The 16,203-nt window shown below is 59.3% G+C and carries 18 protein-coding genes; 11 read left to right on the top strand and 7 right to left on the bottom strand.

What is annotated here, in order from left to right; all coding sequences use genetic code 11:
- Positions 1-33 precede the first annotated feature (33 nt).
- The 3 genes from GDN47_RS04980 to GDN47_RS04970 form a co-directional block, all read right to left on the bottom strand.
- A complete protein-coding gene (locus tag GDN47_RS04980) occupies positions 34-780 on the bottom strand; it encodes a phosphodiester glycosidase family protein (RefSeq protein ID WP_371864912.1) in 747 nt (248 codons plus the stop codon).
- Positions 781-846: 66 nt separating this feature from the next.
- Entirely contained in the window at positions 847-1,539 is a 693-nt protein-coding gene (locus GDN47_RS04975) for a 4Fe-4S dicluster domain-containing protein (RefSeq protein WP_152092706.1), read from the bottom strand.
- Positions 1,540-1,640: 101 nt separating this feature from the next.
- Complete coding sequence (locus GDN47_RS04970; protein WP_152092705.1) at positions 1,641-3,221, bottom strand: trimethylamine methyltransferase family protein; 1,581 nt, start codon at positions 3,219-3,221, stop codon at positions 1,641-1,643.
- A gap of 257 nt (positions 3,222-3,478) precedes the next feature.
- Here GDN47_RS04970 and GDN47_RS04965 point away from each other — a divergent pair, with 257 nt between their 5' ends.
- Positions 3,479-4,180 carry a cobalamin B12-binding domain-containing protein gene (locus GDN47_RS04965; protein ID WP_069613213.1) on the top strand — a complete coding sequence of 234 codons (702 nt, stop codon included), beginning with the start codon at positions 3,479-3,481 and terminating at the stop codon, positions 4,178-4,180.
- 66 nt (positions 4,181-4,246) lie between these two features.
- On the opposite strand, the gene GDN47_RS04960 is transcribed toward GDN47_RS04965, so the two are convergent.
- Positions 4,247-4,405, bottom strand: coding sequence for an entericidin domain-containing protein (locus GDN47_RS04960; RefSeq protein WP_047632875.1), 159 nt, complete (start codon positions 4,403-4,405; stop codon positions 4,247-4,249).
- Between the two features lie 19 nt (positions 4,406-4,424).
- Here GDN47_RS04960 and GDN47_RS04955 point away from each other — a divergent pair, with 19 nt between their 5' ends.
- The 7 genes from GDN47_RS04955 (at position 4,425) to GDN47_RS04925 (ending at position 10,742) form a co-directional block, all read left to right on the top strand.
- Positions 4,425-5,063 carry a DUF1638 domain-containing protein gene (locus tag GDN47_RS04955; protein WP_162746399.1) on the top strand — a complete coding sequence of 213 codons (639 nt, stop codon included), beginning with the start codon at positions 4,425-4,427 and terminating at the stop codon, positions 5,061-5,063.
- Between the two features lie 237 nt (positions 5,064-5,300).
- Entirely contained in the window at positions 5,301-5,603 is a 303-nt protein-coding gene (locus GDN47_RS04950; RefSeq protein ID WP_069613169.1) for a virulence factor, read from the top strand.
- Positions 5,596-6,174 carry a methylenetetrahydrofolate reductase C-terminal domain-containing protein gene (locus tag GDN47_RS04945; protein WP_113354542.1) on the top strand — a complete coding sequence of 193 codons (579 nt, stop codon included), beginning with the start codon at positions 5,596-5,598 and terminating at the stop codon, positions 6,172-6,174. The genes GDN47_RS04950 and GDN47_RS04945 overlap by 8 nt, the downstream gene beginning before the upstream one ends.
- Positions 6,175-6,177: 3 nt before the next feature.
- Positions 6,178-7,284, top strand: coding sequence for a methylenetetrahydrofolate reductase (locus GDN47_RS04940; RefSeq protein WP_152092704.1), 1,107 nt, complete (start codon positions 6,178-6,180; stop codon positions 7,282-7,284).
- Positions 7,285-7,387: 103 nt separating this feature from the next.
- Entirely contained in the window at positions 7,388-8,356 is a 969-nt protein-coding gene (locus tag GDN47_RS04935) for a methyltetrahydrofolate cobalamin methyltransferase (RefSeq protein ID WP_113333010.1), read from the top strand.
- Position 8,357: 1 nt separating this feature from the next.
- Complete coding sequence (locus GDN47_RS04930; RefSeq protein ID WP_113333009.1) at positions 8,358-8,687, top strand: hypothetical protein; 330 nt, start codon at positions 8,358-8,360, stop codon at positions 8,685-8,687.
- A 54-nt stretch (positions 8,688-8,741) separates the two neighbouring features.
- On the top strand, positions 8,742-10,742 hold the full coding sequence (locus tag GDN47_RS04925; protein ID WP_152092851.1) for an ASKHA domain-containing protein: 2,001 nt from the start codon (positions 8,742-8,744) through the stop codon (positions 10,740-10,742).
- Positions 10,743-10,777: 35 nt separating this feature from the next.
- On the opposite strand, the gene GDN47_RS04920 is transcribed toward GDN47_RS04925, so the two are convergent.
- Positions 10,778-11,677, bottom strand: coding sequence for a LysR family transcriptional regulator (locus GDN47_RS04920; protein ID WP_113333007.1), 900 nt, complete (start codon positions 11,675-11,677; stop codon positions 10,778-10,780).
- Between the two features lie 192 nt (positions 11,678-11,869).
- Between GDN47_RS04920 and GDN47_RS04915 the strand changes: the two genes are divergently transcribed.
- The 3 genes from GDN47_RS04915 (at position 11,870) to GDN47_RS04905 (ending at position 13,637) form a co-directional block, all read left to right on the top strand.
- Positions 11,870-12,046 carry a hypothetical protein gene (locus GDN47_RS04915; RefSeq protein WP_233788700.1) on the top strand — a complete coding sequence of 59 codons (177 nt, stop codon included), beginning with the start codon at positions 11,870-11,872 and terminating at the stop codon, positions 12,044-12,046.
- Positions 12,047-12,112: 66 nt separating this feature from the next.
- Positions 12,113-12,316 carry a YjiS-like domain-containing protein gene (locus tag GDN47_RS32280; protein ID WP_152092703.1) on the top strand — a complete coding sequence of 68 codons (204 nt, stop codon included), beginning with the start codon at positions 12,113-12,115 and terminating at the stop codon, positions 12,314-12,316.
- A 301-nt stretch (positions 12,317-12,617) separates the two neighbouring features.
- Positions 12,618-13,637, top strand: a complete 1,020-nt coding sequence (locus tag GDN47_RS04905) for a GlxA family transcriptional regulator (RefSeq protein WP_348627044.1) — start codon at positions 12,618-12,620, stop codon at positions 13,635-13,637.
- Between the two features lie 38 nt (positions 13,638-13,675).
- Here GDN47_RS04905 and GDN47_RS04900 read toward each other — a convergent pair whose 3' ends face one another.
- Both GDN47_RS04900 and GDN47_RS04895 read right to left on the bottom strand, forming a co-directional pair.
- The gene (locus GDN47_RS04900; RefSeq protein ID WP_113333004.1) at positions 13,676-15,007 is read right to left on the bottom strand and encodes a diguanylate cyclase; all 1,332 of its coding nucleotides are present in this window, start codon (positions 15,005-15,007) and stop codon (positions 13,676-13,678) included.
- A 175-nt stretch (positions 15,008-15,182) separates the two neighbouring features.
- The gene (locus GDN47_RS04895; RefSeq protein ID WP_152092702.1) at positions 15,183-16,022 is read right to left on the bottom strand and encodes a response regulator; all 840 of its coding nucleotides are present in this window, start codon (positions 16,020-16,022) and stop codon (positions 15,183-15,185) included.
- Between the last annotated feature and the right edge of the window lie 181 nt (positions 16,023-16,203).

The following is a 16,203-nucleotide window of genomic DNA, read 5'->3' as shown; positions in this document are numbered from 1 at the left end:
GCACTGCGGAGCTCTTCACATTTCCGGCGCGCCTTAGCCCGGCAGCATTTCCGTCACTGCAATGATCGGCCCGAGCGGAAACAGGCTGTCGCGCCTTTGCCATTCCGGGATATCGAGGCTGGAGATGCTGCCATCGAGAAACAGCGCATTCGGACATTTCAACTCGTCGCGAAATAGCGTCGCAAAGTCGTGGAAACGCACCGCGCCATCGGAAATGGCGAAGACGACCTTGCCGTCTGAGGTAACACCCACGCCGTTTCGTGTCTTCAAGCTCGGACTATCCGCCAGAAATGACGGATGAAGCCTGCCGCTGATGACCAGCATCGGGCCGGACTGCGTCGCATAAAAAGGTTTGATGCCGGAAGCTGCGAAGGCCTTGCTTTCCATGATCCCGGCCTTGCCCGCCCCGAGATAGAAGACCCCGTTCGGCAGGAGATGAAAGTTACCCCAGCCCTTGTTGGTGTTGATCGCCTTCACCTCACGTCCATTCTCGACGAAGAGACCCACGGGAGACTGGTCATCGAGATACATGCCGCCATTCATGGCGAAGCGCACATAGATGCGATCCTGACGCAGATCATTTTCCAGGGCACGGAAAGAGCCATAAGGTTTGCCGTTGCGATCGTTCTGAAAAATCTGAATGTCGTCGCTGACCGCATCGAAAGTGCAGACCGTATAGCCGTCCCCGAGATGCTGGACCTTGCGGCAGGCTTCGCCGGCCGACGCGGTGGCGGCAAAGGCAAGAACGGCAAGAATGACCATCAATCGAATCAAGCGCATAGCCCCGTATCAATAAACAGGCTTCAGAACGCATCGCAATGCGGCGAAACAAGGAAGGCGTGAGACCTAGAGCTGGAGTGCAGCCATATGGAATGCAAGCTGTTCGGCCGGATAACGATAGTTGGCTCCGACCGGGCAGGCATTGCGTGCAAGGCAGCCGCCGGCCATGCAGCCGACCTGCTCTTGCGGTGTGCGCAAGTGCGACCGGCAGCCTGAAAGATCAAAGCCGGCTGCCGCTATCGCCCCAACGGGACAGGCGGCAAGACAAGGTTTCTCAACGCATAGATCGCATGGATGCGGAGAAAACGGCGACACCTCCATTCCTTCCAGCGCATCGGCAAATCCCAATGCGCCGCGATATCCGTGCCACAAACCATAGTCCGGATGGATCAAGATGCCGAGCGGCGACGCTTTCAAGCGCTCGGCCTGCATGGCCCATCGCTGGAACGGTTGCCAGGGAGGATCCGAAGGAAAATAGGCAGTGGCCGCTAGCCCGCTTGCGACCGGCCGGATAATCGCCTTCGACCAGTCATCAAGGGGATTTTTGCGCGTCCTGTTGACGGGCATATCCAGCCATTTCGAAAACGCCGGCCAGATCGAGCCGCCGATATTGCCCAGCAGCACGACACCGCGTGCAGGCGTGCCATCCGTCAGCAACGGCCCCTCGCCTTCATGGAAGGACAAGCTGCCACGAACGAAAACTCCGTGGACGCCGAGCGCCGCACGGAGCTGTTCGAAGATGGCAGGGCCGCGGCTCACCGTGGCCCCTTATATTCATAGTGCGGCCGCCAGACTTCCTTCTGGATGAGATCGGCAACACGTGTCGCACCGCCTTGCTCCCTGGCGGCCTCGGGCTCTCTTCAGGTGAAGGCGTCCGGCATCGAGTCCTTGCGCTTCTGGATATAGGCGAGCAGGGCCTCGTCGATAGCCGGATCAAGCGGCGGCGCTTCGTAGTGATCGAGCCAGGAGCGGCAAAGCGCGTTGGCGCGCTGCTCGATCCGCTTCTGACCTTCGATCTCCCACTGCTCGAAGGAGTTGTTGTCGGCGAGCGGCGAGCGATAGAAGGCAGACTGGAAATTCGCCTGCGTATGGCCGCAGCCGAGATAATGGCTACCCGGCCCGACTTCGCGGACGGCATCCAGCGCCTGGCCATTTTCGGAGAGATCCACGCCTACGGCCATCTTCTGCATCATGCCGAGCTGGTCCTGATCGATCATGAACTTTTCGTAGGAGGAGACGAGACCACCCTCGAGCCATCCCGCCGCATGCAGCACGAAATTCGTGCCGGCCAGTAGCGTCATGTTGAGCGTATTGGCGGATTCATGCGCCGCCTGTGCGTCCGGCACCTTCGAGGCGCAGAGCGAGCCGCCGGTACGGAACGGCAGACCGAGGCGACGCGCGAGCTGTGCTGCGCCATAGGAGACAAGCGATGGCTCCGGCGTGCCGAAGGTCGGCGCGCCCGACTGCATCGAAATGGATGCGGCGAAGGTGCCGAACAGAACAGGCGAGCCCTTGCGGATCAGCTGCGTGAAGGAAGCGCCAGCCAGCACCTCGGCCAGAATCTGCGTCAGCGTGCCTGCGACCGTCACGGGGCTCATCGCGCCCGAGAGAATGAAGGGAGAAACCACCGAAGCCTGATTGTGCCGCGCATAGACCTTCAAGGCGCCGAGCATCGTTTCGTCGAACACCATCGGCGAATTGGCATTGATGAGGTTCAGCGTTACACAATTGTTTTCAACGAAATCGTCGCCGAACACGATCTTTGCCATAGCGATCGTATCTTCTGCACGCTCCGGCGCGGTGACTGAGCCCATGAACGGCTTATCGGAATATTTGATATGGCTATAGACCATATCGAGATGGCGCTTGTTGACCGGGATATCGACAGGCTCGCAGACCGTGCCGCCGGACGAATGCATCGACGGTGCCATATAGGCGAGCTTCACGAAATTACGGAAATCCTCGATCGTCGCATAGCGGCGGTTGCCCTCAAGATCACGCACGAAAGGCGGGCCGTAGACCGGCGCGAAAATCGTCGCCTTGCCGCCGACATGGGCATTGCGGGCGCTGTTGCGCGCATGCCAGGTAAATTCTTTCGGCGCGGTCTTCAGAAGCTCGCGGCAAAGCCCCTTCGGAAAATGCACGCGCTGGCCGCGTACGTCGGCACCGGCTTCCTTCCAGAGCGCCAGAGCTTCCGCATCGTCGCGAAATTCGATGCCGATTTCCTCCAAAACCGTATCGGCATTGCGTTCGATGAGCTGCAGGCCCTCTTCGTCAAGCACTTCATAGACGCCGATCTTACGGGTGATATAGGGGAGCGAAGGACCCGGCCCGCCGCCGCTGCGCGAAGCGCGCCGCGCTGCCGCACCCCTGCCCTCACTGCGCGAACGCCGTCCGCCGCCATCATTGCCTGCAGCCGGTTGCTCAATCATATCGTCCATGATGTTTCCTCACTCCTGCGCATGGATGCGTCTATCAGGCCCCATGCTACCTGATTCCGACAAGCGGACGTTCCTTAATGCGCCAGCAATTAGCATAGGACAGACATCGGCTGACAATATCAACTGTTCTTCGTCCGTCGCGATTGTTCCGTGCGACGTCGCATTCAAAAAGAGTTTTGGCGGCCTTCCGGTCTATCCGTAATGGCGGCAGTGTTTTATACAAGTCTCTGATGCTGCACGAAAATGGGATGGAGCGCATGTCTGACGACGAAATCATTCTCTCGGAACTTTCTGATGAAGAGCTCGTGCAGCAGATGCATGACGACCTGTATGACGGCTTGAAGGAAGAAATCGAGGAAGCGACCAATATCCTCTTGGAGCGCGGCTGGGCTCCTTACGATGTTCTGACCCAGGCGCTGGTCGAGGGCATGCGTATTGTCGGCATCGACTTCCGCGACGGCATTCTCTTCGTTCCGGAGGTGCTGCTTTCGGCCAATGCGATGAAGGCCGGCATGGCGATCCTGCGGCCGCTGCTGGCACAGACCGGTGCACCCAAGCTCGGCAAGATGGTGATCGGCACCGTCAAGGGCGACATTCACGACATCGGCAAGAACCTCGTCGGCATGATGATGGAGGGCGCCGGTTTCGACGTCATCGACCTCGGGATCAACAATCCGGTCGAAAACTACCTCGACGCCATCGAGCGCGAGCAGCCCGATATTCTTGGCATGTCGGCACTGCTGACCACGACCATGCCCTACATGAAGGTCGTTATCGATACGCTGAAGGAAAAGGGCCTGCGTGACGACTATGTCGTACTGGTCGGCGGCGCGCCACTGAACGAGGAATTCGGCAAGGCCGTGGGTGCTGACGCCTATTGCCGTGACGCTGCCGTGGCGGTGGAGACTGCCAAGGAATTCATGAAGCGCAAGCACAACAGCCTGGCTGCGGGCGCCTGATTGCAAGAAACTGAGTGCCGGCGACAATCAACGGGTTGCCGCCGGCACATTGGTATCCCAAATTAGCTATTGAGCCGCCTTCTTGACGGTATGACCGGCGTCCTCGGTTGCGTTCACCGCATTTGCGGTATCTCTGCCCATGCCACGTATAGTATTGGCGCAAGAGGCAAGCACCATGAGAACGACGCAGGCGGTGGCAATTTTCGTGAGTGTCGGTGCAGTCATGATTGGGAACCCCCTCTGAGTGGATATCGATCAAAAAAATGCGGAGAAGAACCCTCCGCGCGATAAACGCGCACAAACCCAAAAAGTTCATGTGATTGCGTGCGGGGCAATCGCGCGCGAAATACTAGCGGTCACCAGAATAAACGGGCTCGATCACATCGACCTTCACTGTCTTCCCGCAATCTATCATTCCTATCCGCAGAAGATCGCACCAGCCCTGGAAGAGGCTATTGCCGATGCGCGCGCGCGCGGCTTCGAAAAGATCTTTATCGGCTATGCCGATTGCGGCACAGGCGGCGATATCGACAGGATCTGCCAGCTTGAAGGAATAGAGCGCCTTTCCGGTCCGCACTGTTATTCCTTCTTCACCGGCAACGAGGCTTTCGCCGCGCGCGACGATGACATCACATCGTTTTTCCTGACAGATTTTCTCGCCCGCCAGTTCGAAGCCTTTGTCGTGGTTCCGCTCGGCCTCGACCGCCATCCGGAGCTGCGGGACATGTATTTCGGCAACTACCGCAAGGTCGTCTATCTCTCGCAGGAAGAAGATCCGGCGCTACAGGCAAAGGCAAGGGACGCTGCCGCCTTTCTCGGCCTGGAATACGAATATCGCTATACCGGCTACGGCGATCTTGCCCGCGAATTATTGGCCGTCTGATTACGACATCTGCGTCGGTTTTCGATCTTCCTCTTCTTTGCCGAGACCGACATGCTGGACGAGTCAAAGACATTCAATCACAGTTCGAACCCGTCCGTTTCAAAGGATAATAAGCTTTGGGGATGCTTGCAGGCGAGGTTTCGATATCGCGTCGCTTTTCGGCATGTGCCGCGTCGTGGCGAGCGCAGTCCCGAGGTCTGCCGGCGTGCATTCTGGCGTGAAGAGGAGATTTTGCGCATGGCAGATCGCATTGTCGTTTACTGGCGGGACATTCCGGCCCAGGTCATCATCAAGAAGGGCAGGCAGACGGCAAAACGCGAGCTTTCGCTGCGCTTTACCGAAGCGATCGACATGTGCGCCATGCGCACCGGCGCGGCCGAAACCGACGACTATCTGGCTGAATGGCGCAAGGCGGATCCCGTACCGGTCTCCGACGATCTCGAGGCCGAAGCAGACAAGGCAGCCGGCGAGCTCGAGGCTGCCTATGATCGCGAGCGGCTGGTGGCGCTGGTGAAGGCCGGAGGCCGCGACAATGGCTGATGCCGTCCAGAAGCCTGGCAATGCCGCCGCGGGCGCAAAGGCGGCCAGCGGCGCCTACACGCCGGCCGGCGTCTCCCCTAACCGCCGCGCCCGACGCAAATATACGGTCCGTCTCTGGGCCGTGCGTCATTCGCGTTTTCTCGAATGGTTCTACCGTCGTTTCGCCGACACTTTCCTGCTGCTTCATCCGCTGTGGAAAGCGTTCGGCTATGAGCGCGTGGAGCGGCCGATTACCTTCATCGAACGCAATGTGAAGGGCTTCCTGTTCGATTGCCGCATGTGCGGCCAGTGCGCGCTGTCGTCGACGGGCATGTCCTGCCCGATGAACTGTCCCAAGCAGCTGCGCAACGGCCCCTGCGGCGGCGTTCGCGCCAACGGCAATTGCGAAGTCGAGCCCGACATGCCCTGCGTCTGGGTGCAGGCCTGGAACGGCTCGCGGAACATGATCCAGGGCGATGCAATCTTGAAGGTGCAGAAGCCCGTCAATCAGTCGCTGCGCGAGACGTCATCGTGGCTTCGCGTCACGGCAGAGGCGGCCGCAGCCCGAGAAGCGGCGAAAAAGGAAGCCTGAGCGATGTCGCACATCGATGAAAATCCGCTTGGCGCGCATCTGCCGCTCGATCCCCTGCCCGGCCATTCTTCGCTCGGGCGGCTGGAGCGGGTGCTTCGCCGTGGCGAATTCGCCGTCACCGCCGAGCTGAACCCGCCCGACAGCGCCAATGCCGAGGATGTCTACGAGCGCGCCGCCATTTTCGAGGGCTGGGTAGACGGCATCAACGCCGTCGACGCCTCCGGCGCCAATTGCCACATGTCCTCGGTCGGGATCTGCGCGCTGCTGACGCGCATGGGCTATGCGCCGATCATGCAAATCGCCTGCCGCGACAAGAACCGCATCGCCATCCAGGGCGACGTGCTGGGTGCTGCCGCCATGGGCGTGTGCAACATCATGTGCCTAACCGGTGACGGCGTGCAGGCGGGCGATCAGCCGGGCGCCAAACCAGTCTTCGATCTCGATTGCATGTCGCTGCTCGAAACCGTGCGCATCATGCGCGACAACGCGAAATTCCTGTCCGGCCGCAAGCTGACCTCGCCGCCGAAAGTCTTTCTCGGCGCCGCCATCAATCCCTTCGCGCCGCCCTACGACTTCCGCCCCTACCGGCTGGCGAAGAAGATCGAAGCCGGAGCGCAGTTCGTCCAGAGCCAGTATTGCTACGACGTGCCGATGTTCCGGGAATATATGAAGAAGGTGCGCGATCTCGGCCTGACCGAAAAATGCTTCATTCTCGTCGGCGTCGGCCCCCTTGCGTCGGCAAAGACCGCCCGCTGGATGCGCTCCAACGTACCGGGCGTTCATATTCCCGACCCAGTGATCAAGCGCATCGAAGGCGCACAGGATCAGAAGAAGGAAGGCAAGCAGCTCTGCATCGACATCATCAACGAGGTGAAGGAGATCGAGGGCGTTTCCGGTATTCACGTCATGGCCTACCGCCAGGAGGAATATGTCGCGGAAATGGTGCATGACTCCGGCGTGCTGAAGGGCCGTCAGCCATGGAAACGCGAGGCAAGCCGCACCGATGCGCTTGTCGCCGAGCGGCTGCACCAGATCAGCGAAGGCAGGGAAGAAAACCAGCAGGCGATGGCGGAGATTGCAGCCCACCATACGCCGCCGCAGGCACATTGAATTCGAGACGATAGCAGCAGGCCGGGAGAGGAACCGGTCGGCTTGTAACCCAGATCACCGCACGATAGACCAGCTATCGGGCCAACTGACCAGAGGATCAGACATGACGCGTACCATCGTTGCCTCCGCCACCCGCGAGATCATCATAGGCTTCGACCAGCCCTTCTGCGTGATCGGCGAACGCATCAACCCGACGGGGCGCAAGAAGCTCGCTGCAGAGATGATCGAAGGCAATTTCGACACCGTCATCAAGGATGCGCTGGAACAGGTCGCCGCCGGTGCGACCATGCTCGACGTCAACGCAGGCGTTACTTCGGTCAACCCAAACGAGACCGAACCGGGCCTGCTGGTGCAGACGCTTGAAATCGTGCAGGGTCTGGTCGACGTACCGCTTTCGATCGACAGCTCGGTCACGGCGGCAATCGAAGCGGCCCTCAAGGTTGCCAAGGGCCGGCCGCTGGTCAATTCGGTGACGGGCGAAGAGGAAAAGCTCGAAGCCATCCTGCCGCTGGTCAAGAAATACGACGTGCCCGTCGTCGCCATCTCGAACGACGAGACCGGGATTTCCATGGACCCTGACGTTCGTTTCGCCGTCGCCAAGAAGATCGTCGAGCGCGCCATGGATCACGGCATCAAGCCTGAGGACATCGTCGTCGACCCGCTCGTCATGCCGATCGGCGCGCTTGGCGATGCTGGCCGTCAGGTTTTCGCGCTGCTGCACCGGCTGCGCAACGAGCTGAAGGTCAACACCACCTGCGGCCTCTCCAATATCTCCTTCGGCCTGCCGCATCGCCATGGCATCAATGCCGGCTTCATCCCGATGGTCATCGGTGCAGGCATGACCTCCGCCATCATGAACCCCTGCCGCCCGCAGGAAATGGAAGCCGTGCGCGCCGCCAACGTGCTGAACGGCACGGATGCCAATTGCACCAACTGGATCATGACCTATCGTGACTACAAGCCGGCCGAAGGTGGCGTCGCAGCCGCCGCAGCAACGGCTGCCCCAGCCGCCGGCGGCGGACGTCGCGGTGGCCGTGCTGCGCGCGCCGGTGCAGGAGCAGCGAGGGAATAAGATGGCATCCGGTCGCGGCCTCTCCAATGATCTTGCCACGCTCTGGCTGCAGGCGCCCGTCGTGATCGCCATACGGCTGCAGCAGATGTGGATGGACGCGCTGGCCGGCAGCGTGAACGCGGCCGAAATGAACCGGATGATCTCGGAGAAGATGATGGCAGCGGCGGAAAGCGCCGTTGCCGTAAACGCAGCAATGGTGCAACAGGGCCTCGCCGCTCTGACGGCCGCAGGCGCGACAAGCCAGCGCAGCATCGCCGATGCGGTCGCTCACGCCGCGATAAAACCCTATAGCAGGCGTGTTCGCTCGAACGTGCGCCGCCTTAGCAAATAGAAAGGCTGATCCGTGGCCGAAGCCAGCGACAGCGCCAAACCTCTTGTCCTTTTCATGCCATCCGGCAAGCGCGGCCACTTCCCCGTGGGAACGCCCGTGCTGGAGGCAGCCCGTCAGCTCGGCGTCTATGTCGAGAGCGTCTGTGGTGGCCGTGCGACCTGCGGGCGTTGCCAGGTCTCCGTGCAGGAAGGCAATTTCGCCAAGCACAAGATCGTCTCGTCCAACGACCATCTTTCGCCGATCGGGCCGAAGGAAAAGCGCTATGCAGAGGTGCGCGAATTGCCTGAAGGCCGCCGGCTTTCCTGCTCCGCTTTGATCCAGGGCGATCTGGTCATCGACGTACCGCAGGATACCGTCATCAACGCGCAGGTGGTGCGCAAGGCGGCCGACGAACGCGTCATTGCTCGCGACGCGGCCGTGCATATGTGCTACGTCGAGGTCGAGGAACCCGACATGCACAAGCCGCTTGGCGATCTGGATCGCCTGAAGGCGGCAATCACGGCGGATTGGAAATACGACAATCTCGAAGTGGATTTTCACCTCATCCCGCAAGTGCAGTCGATCCTGCGCAAGGGCGAATGGAAGGTGACGGCCGCCATTCATCGCGATCAGGACAGCGAGCGCCCTCGCCTTATCGCGCTCTATCCCGGCCTGAAGAACGAAGCCTACGGCATTGCCTGTGATATCGGCTCGACGACGATCGCCATGCATCTGTCCTCGCTGCTGTCGGGCAGAACCGTGGCATCAGCCGGCGCCTCCAACCCGCAGATCCGCTTCGGCGAGGATCTGATGAGCCGCGTCTCTTATGTGATGATGAATCCTGACGGCCGCGAGGCCATGACCAATGCCGTTCGCGAAGCCTTGAACGGCTTGATCGACAAGGTCTGCGCCGATGGCGGCGTGTCGCGACAGGATATTCTGAACGCCGTCTTCGTCGGCAACCCGATCATGCATCACCTTTTCCTCGGCATCGATCCGACAGAGCTTGGTGGCGCGCCCTTTGCGCTTGCCGTATCCGGGGCCGTGCATCTGAAATCGGCCGAGATCGGCCTGCCGATGAATGCCGGCACGCGCATCTACATGCTGCCCTGCATCGCCGGCCATGTCGGCGCCGATGCGGCCGCCGCGACACTTGCCGAAGGGCCGCATCGCCAGGATGAGATGATGCTGCTGGTCGACATCGGCACCAATGCTGAAATCGTGCTCGGCAACCGTCACCGCGTCGTCGCCGCCTCCTCGCCAACCGGCCCGGCCTTCGAAGGCGCCGAAATTTCCAGCGGTCAGCGCGCCGCACCCGGCGCCATCGAACGCGTGCGCATCGATCCCGTCACGCTGGAGCCGCGCTACCGCGTCATCGGCATTGAACCTTGGTCGGACGAGCCAGGCTTCGAAGAAGCCGCCGCCAAGGTCGGGGTCACCGGCATCTGCGGCTCCGCGATCATCGAGGTTGTCGCTGAAATGTTCCTCACCGGCATCATCTCGGAAGATGGCGTCGTCGACGGCGCCATGGCTGCACGCTCGCCGCGCATCCTGCAGAACGGCCGCACCTACTCCTACCTGCTGCGGGACGGCGAACCGCGCATCACGGTCACCCAAAACGATATTCGCGCTATCCAGCTTGCCAAGGCAGCGCTTTATGCCGGCGTCAAGCTGTTGATGGACAAGCAAGGCATCGATCATGTCGATCGCATCGGCCTTGCCGGCGCCTTCGGCACTTTTATCGATCCGAAATATGCGATGGTGCTGGGGCTTATTCCCGATTGTGAACTCGACAAGGTCAAGGCCGTCGGCAACGCCGCCGGCACGGGCGCGCGCATGGCTCTGCTCAACCGCGGCCATCGCCGTGAGATCGAGGAAACTGTCAGGAAAATCGAGAAGATAGAGACGGCGCTTGAATCAAAATTTCAGGAGCACTTCGTCTACGCCATGGCGCTGCCGAACAAGGTCGATAGCTTCCCGGAACTCTCGAAGGTCGTGACCTTGCCGGAGCGCAAGCAGATCTCCGACGATGGCGGAGAAGGCGGCGGCCGCAGGCGTCGCCGCAGCCGCGAGTAAGAAAGCAATTTGTCCAAGAGATGATTGGCCGCGCGCTACGCGGCCATTTTGCGTCCGATCTCGACAAAGGCCTGGCGAATGCTGTCTGCCACCGCCTTCATGGGCCCGGTCATCTGTGAAGCAGTCAGCAGACGAATGTCGAAGGACGTCAGTTCCGGCAGTCCTTCATTCGGCCCGAGGATTTCCATATCATCCGTGATGTAGGAGCGCGGGAATGGCGCGACGGCAAGATCGGAGACGATTGCGGCGCGCTGCGCCATCGTATGGGCACTGAGATAGGAAACGCGATAGGCGCGTTTCTGCCGCTCCAGCTGCGCCATGGCTTCCGAACGCCAGATGCAGCCTTCCTCCCAGATGGAAATCGGCAGCGGATCGCGGCGGTAGGCCGTGCCGCACTTGGCGCCGGCCCAGACGAGGCGCTCCGTAAAGATAACCTCCCCTTCCGTTGGGAAAGGCCGCGTGGCGCAATTGATCAGGGCGAGATCCAGCCGCTGCTCCTCGATGCGCTTCTTTAGCTGGATGCTCATATCGACAACGACATCGACCATGATGCCCGGATAAGTCTCGGAAAAGCTCTTAAGGATAGTCGGCAGCAAGCGCTCGCCAATATCGTCAGGTGCGCCAAGCCGCACCACACCGCTGAGCTCGGGCATGATGAAGCGCGAAACCGCCTCGTTGGAGAGAGCGAGAATATTGCGCGCATAGGAAAGCAGCATCTCCCCATGCTGTGTCAGGCTCACAGACCGCGCATCGCGCAGGAACAGCGTCACGCCGAGCTGCTCTTCCAGCTTCTTGATCTGCATCGAAACAGCTGACGGCGTGCGAAAGACAGCATCGGCCGCAGTCGAAAAATTACCCGTTTCGGCAATCGCGACAAAGGTACGCAGAACTTCATTGTCAAGCAACGGTATGGGCCGGCGGAACGGTACGGTCATATCGATTACCTTTCAATTTTTCTGATCCTAAACACCATATCATTTCATTTGTCTGAATGTCAACGAAGCACCATATTAGACCTAATGGAAATTCATCGCAGACAGCCTCGAAGGAGCAAAATCATGGCTGGCACGGTATCAAACGAAGCCTCACGGCTTTTCTCTCTTCTACGCCTCCGCAAAATTCAGCGGATGGCACAGCACACACTCGACGAGATTGCCGCCCGCTTTCCCGCTCATCTGATCGATGACGTCAATGCGCGCGGCCTCCCGCCGGATCGTACGTTGTCCGTGCTGGAGCGCAAACCCGGCAAGCTGCGTTCGTTCAAGAATACTAATGGCAGCTATAAGATCTATTCGTTTGATTGATGGATCTGCCGAGCCCATATTAAACCCGTGACATTTTGAGCGGTTGACACTGAAAGGACCCTGAAAATGACGACCATCAGCTATAGACAGACCGGCGCACGGAGCCCGTTTCCGTCAGGCGGAAGTTACATGCCTTTCTTTTCTCGCCTTGCTAATCGCTGGCAGCAGTGGCGCTCCCTTCGCGAGCTCGAATCTCTATCCGATGACATGCGCAAGGACTTAGGCTGGCCGGCCGCAAACGAAATCAAGAAGCCGAAAGCCACCCGATGATAATGAAAGAGCATAACAACTAAAGGCGACGCTTAACCCGAACGCGTCGCCTTTTGAACATTTGCGCATCCAGATGCGAACCGCGCTTTAATCTTGAGAATTACCCGCAAATATATTTTACCCCTTGAGCATATCGCTCGGCTCCGCTTCGCTTCCCTCCTGCAGCCCCCTATTTTTCATGGTAGACGCAAATATCCCTTTGCGGCCGCGATTATCCATGCCAATGTCGCTTATAGACCATCGGGCCGACATATTTGACGCAAGGAATACGTAACGGCCCTGGAGCATGGATTTTCACGACATGAGCAAGACCCCGATCAAGACGCGTTCCCTGGTTTTCTTCCTTGTTCCGCATTTCACCATGCTGCCGTTTTCCGCTGCGATCGAGACGCTGCGGATTGCCAATCGCATGCTGGGCTATCCCGCTTACACATGGCGGCTTGCCTCGACGGACGGGCAGAAAGTCTATTCCTCCAGCGGCATCGGGCTGGAGGTCAATTCCTCCCTTACCGACGAGCGTCGCTATCTTGGCGGAGAGAACCGCCCGAACATGGTGCTGGTCTGTTCCGGCATCTATGTCGAGGAATTCCACAACAAGTCGGTCAATGCCTGGCTGCGCGAGACGTACAATCGCGGCGTCGCCGTCGGCAGCCTCTGTACGGGCGCCCATGTGCTTGCCCAGGCGGGCCTGTTGAACGGCAAGCGCTGCGCGATCCACTGGGAGAACCTGCCGGGCTTTTCGGAAACTTTCCCGCAGGCGGAAGTCTATGCCGATCTCTATGAGGTCGACAGCAATCTTTACACCTGCGCCGGCGGCACCGCCTCGCTCGACATGATGCTGAACCTCATCGGCCAGGATTTCGGCGAGAACCTCGTCAACCGCGTCTGCGAGCAGCAGCTGACTGATCGGGTGCGCAGCCCGCACGACCGGCAGCGCCTGCCGCTGCGTGCGCGTCTCGGCGTGCAGAACTCCAAGGTCCTATCGATCATCGAGCTGATGGAGAGCAACCTCGCCGAGCCGTTGTCGCTTCTGGAAATCGCCGACGATGCCGGCTTGTCGCGCCGCCAGATCGAGCGCCTGTTCCGCCAGGAAATGGGCCGCTCGCCGGCCCGCTACTATCTCGAGATCCGCCTGGATCGCGCCCGGCATCTGCTGGTGCAGTCCTCCATGCCGGTGGTAGAAGTGGCGGTCGCCTGCGGCTTCGTCTCCGCCTCGCACTTCTCCAAGTGTTATCGCGAACTCTACAATCGCTCGCCACAGCAGGAGCGCGCCGAGCGCAAGCTGACCATGTCGACGAACCGGACCGGCATCGTCGTCTGAGGGCGGTGGAAATCAAAGCAAGCGATCAGGCAGGCGGCCTACTGGGCCGCCTCTTGGGCCATCTTGAAATCGGAATAGACCTGGTTTCGGCCATTGTGCTTCGCCATATAGAGAAACTGGTCCGCGGCGTTGAGATAGTTGTCGAAAGACTCGTAGCCGGCAATCTCTGCTACGCCGATGGAAACAGTCACCGAAAGCTCTTCGTCGTCGGCATGAACCTTCAGGCTGGCAAGGCTGAGGCGGACCTCGTCGCATAGCGCGGTCGCCGCGCGCGAGTTCATTTCCGCAAACAGAATGGCAAACTCTTCCCCGCCAAGGCGGGAGAGCAGATTGTCGGTGCCTTCCAGCAACCCGTGAAGCCTCGCGGCAACGGCCTTCAGCACCTGATCGCCGATCTCGTGACCATAGGTGTCGTTCAGATTCTTGAAGTGATCAATGTCGAGAATGGCGACGGAGCTTGGACGTTGGCGCCGCAGGCATTCATTGACCAGACGCGGGCCATGATCATAAAAATAGCGCCTGTTATAGAGTCCGGTCAGATAATCGCTCGCCGCTGCCGCTCGCAATTGCTTCAGCTGCGACAGTGTCTCGACATTCAACGCGATACGGCATTGCAGCTCCTCCTGAACGAAGGGGCGGTAGATGAAATCGCTGGCGCCCGCCTTCAGGAATGTCGCAGACAGCAAACGATCGTTCGAAGACGAAATGCCGATGATCCGCATCCGATCCGAGCCATAGCGGTGGCGGATGCGGCGGGTCAGTTCATGGCCGTTCATGTCGGGCATATTGTAGTCGGTGACGACGATTTCGATGTCGTCGAATGTCTCAAGCATTGCCAGGGCTTCGACACCCGTGCCGGCTTCTGCGACCTTGAATTGCTGAGCGTGCAGCAAATCCGTCAGCATCTTCCGTGCCGAAGGCACATCGTCGACAACCATAACGCGGACAGACCGATTGGCGATGGCGCGCCGGACGGAGGAGACGAGATTGTCGAGGGCGAACTCGCCATCCTTGAGCACATAGTCGACGACATTGCGTTCCATGATCCGATTGCGCGTCGCCATGTCAAAAGACGCCGTGAAGACGATGGTGGGAATGTCATGGGCGACGGCAACATCCAGGGCTTCTCCATGAGCAGCATCCGGAAGGTTCAGGTCGATCACCGCCATCGTGAAGCTGCGATCCGCCTCTGCCAGCACCTCGTTCAGCACTTTCAATGAAGAGCAATGGATGACAGCAAGACCGAGTTCGGTTTCGAACCGATGCGACAGCACCGCGGAAAACATGCGCGAATCCTCAACCAGAAGTATTTTCTGGCTGCCATCGCGGTGACCGATGCCGCCGCCAATGTTTCCCGCATGCAGTACCATTTCCCGTCAATTCCTCCCACACCGTCAGGTGTATGAATAGTCAGTCAATTGCAGGTCTGCCAAACCGTGTTGCACGTATCCTGAACAGGATTCGTGAAAAATTTGGAACTGCTGATTGCGGAGATTTACATAAAAGTGATTTTTCCTCACTTTTCTTGGGATTATTTCAGGCGATTTATCCAGCCCGTATCTCCCTGGCGGGCGGCTGAGCCGACTGAATCTGCAACAGCGTGTCGAGATTCTGATTCACGCGGCAGTAGAACTCCTCATCGATGAATGGCCGCAGAATGAAATCATTGCCCCCCGCCTTGAGAAAGCGGGCTGAAAGCAGCCGGTTGTTGGATGAGGAAACACCGATGATGCGCAGCTCATGGGAGCCGGTCGTCGCACGGATGCGCCGTGTCAACTCGAATCCGTCCATGTCGGGCATATTATAGTCCGTGACCATAAGGCCGATATCCGGGCTGGCCCTGAGGATTTGGAGCGCCTTGGCGCCATTCTCAGCAACGCTGACGCGGAAATTATAGCGCTTCAGCCGGCTGGACAGCAAAGCGCGCGCCGTCGCGCTGTCATCGACGATGAGAACATGGTGACGATGGTTGGTCAGAAAACGGCAGATCGATTCCGCCAGCATGTCCACTGCGAAGACATTGTCCTTGAGAATGTAATCCACCACATCTTTGGCGATCAGCTCGTCGCGCGTGCCTTCGAGAAAAGTACCCGTGAAGGCGATCGTCGGAATGCTGAGATCGAGAAGATAGGCCAGGGCCTCCCCCTTCTCGGCGCCTGGGAGATTCATATTGGAGATCGCCAGCTTGATCGGCTCCGACGACTTGTCGTAGGCAAGCTGAAGCTCCTCGAAATTGCGACAGATTTCGACGTCGATATCCAGAAGCTCCTTCAGCTTGCCCCTGACCATCGATGTAAAGAGATTGGAGTCCTCGACGAGAAGAATGCGCGAGCCGGCAAGAGACGCGCCGGAATATTGCATCCCCGAAACACCCAGAAATGGCATAATGAAAACCTGTTTTTGAAAATGATCCCCTCTGTATTTTTTTAGAACAAAGCCTTTGCGGATTTGTTAAGCCGACTGGTTTCCCGGAGGTGAAGAAAATTGCCCCATTCGCGGCTTTCCAGGCATGCTATCGCCAGAGTTCTCGCGGCAACGACATGCGCGAGATCCCTAACCAGACCGA

This window comes from Martinezella dioscoreae (assembly GCF_009176305.1).
Classification (GTDB): Bacteria; Pseudomonadota; Alphaproteobacteria; order Rhizobiales; family Rhizobiaceae; genus Rhizobium; species Rhizobium dioscoreae.
The sequence above is the reverse complement of the archived record's forward strand: the minus strand, read 5'-3'. Positions and strand labels throughout refer to the sequence as shown.

What these genes read in the sequence shown, in the direction of transcription:
- GDN47_RS04980 (WP_371864912.1), bottom strand. Translation starts at nt 780, where the DNA reads ATGCGCTTGATTCGATTGATGGTCATTCTTGCCGTTCTTGCCTTTGCC.
- GDN47_RS04970 (WP_152092705.1), bottom strand. Translation starts at nt 3,221, where the DNA reads ATGGACGATATGATTGAGCAACCGGCTGCAGGCAATGATGGCGGCGGA.
- GDN47_RS04965 (WP_069613213.1), top strand. Translation starts at nt 3,479, where the DNA reads ATGTCTGACGACGAAATCATTCTCTCGGAACTTTCTGATGAAGAGCTC.
- GDN47_RS04960 (WP_047632875.1), bottom strand. Translation starts at nt 4,405, where the DNA reads ATGACTGCACCGACACTCACGAAAATTGCCACCGCCTGCGTCGTTCTC.
- GDN47_RS04950 (WP_069613169.1), top strand. Translation starts at nt 5,301, where the DNA reads ATGGCAGATCGCATTGTCGTTTACTGGCGGGACATTCCGGCCCAGGTC.
- GDN47_RS04945 (WP_113354542.1), top strand. Translation starts at nt 5,596, where the DNA reads ATGGCTGATGCCGTCCAGAAGCCTGGCAATGCCGCCGCGGGCGCAAAG.
- GDN47_RS04940 (WP_152092704.1), top strand. Translation starts at nt 6,178, where the DNA reads ATGTCGCACATCGATGAAAATCCGCTTGGCGCGCATCTGCCGCTCGAT.
- GDN47_RS04935 (WP_113333010.1), top strand. Translation starts at nt 7,388, where the DNA reads ATGACGCGTACCATCGTTGCCTCCGCCACCCGCGAGATCATCATAGGC.
- GDN47_RS04930 (WP_113333009.1), top strand. Translation starts at nt 8,358, where the DNA reads ATGGCATCCGGTCGCGGCCTCTCCAATGATCTTGCCACGCTCTGGCTG.
- GDN47_RS04925 (WP_152092851.1), top strand. Translation starts at nt 8,742, where the DNA reads ATGCCATCCGGCAAGCGCGGCCACTTCCCCGTGGGAACGCCCGTGCTG.
- GDN47_RS04920 (WP_113333007.1), bottom strand. Translation starts at nt 11,677, where the DNA reads ATGACCGTACCGTTCCGCCGGCCCATACCGTTGCTTGACAATGAAGTT.
- GDN47_RS04915 (WP_233788700.1), top strand. Translation starts at nt 11,870, where the DNA reads ATGGCACAGCACACACTCGACGAGATTGCCGCCCGCTTTCCCGCTCAT.
- GDN47_RS32280 (WP_152092703.1), top strand. Translation starts at nt 12,113, where the DNA reads ATGACGACCATCAGCTATAGACAGACCGGCGCACGGAGCCCGTTTCCG.
- GDN47_RS04905 (WP_348627044.1), top strand. Translation starts at nt 12,618, where the DNA reads ATGAGCAAGACCCCGATCAAGACGCGTTCCCTGGTTTTCTTCCTTGTT.
- GDN47_RS04900 (WP_113333004.1), bottom strand. Translation starts at nt 15,007, where the DNA reads ATGGTACTGCATGCGGGAAACATTGGCGGCGGCATCGGTCACCGCGAT.
- GDN47_RS04895 (WP_152092702.1), bottom strand. Translation starts at nt 16,022, where the DNA reads ATGCCATTTCTGGGTGTTTCGGGGATGCAATATTCCGGCGCGTCTCTT.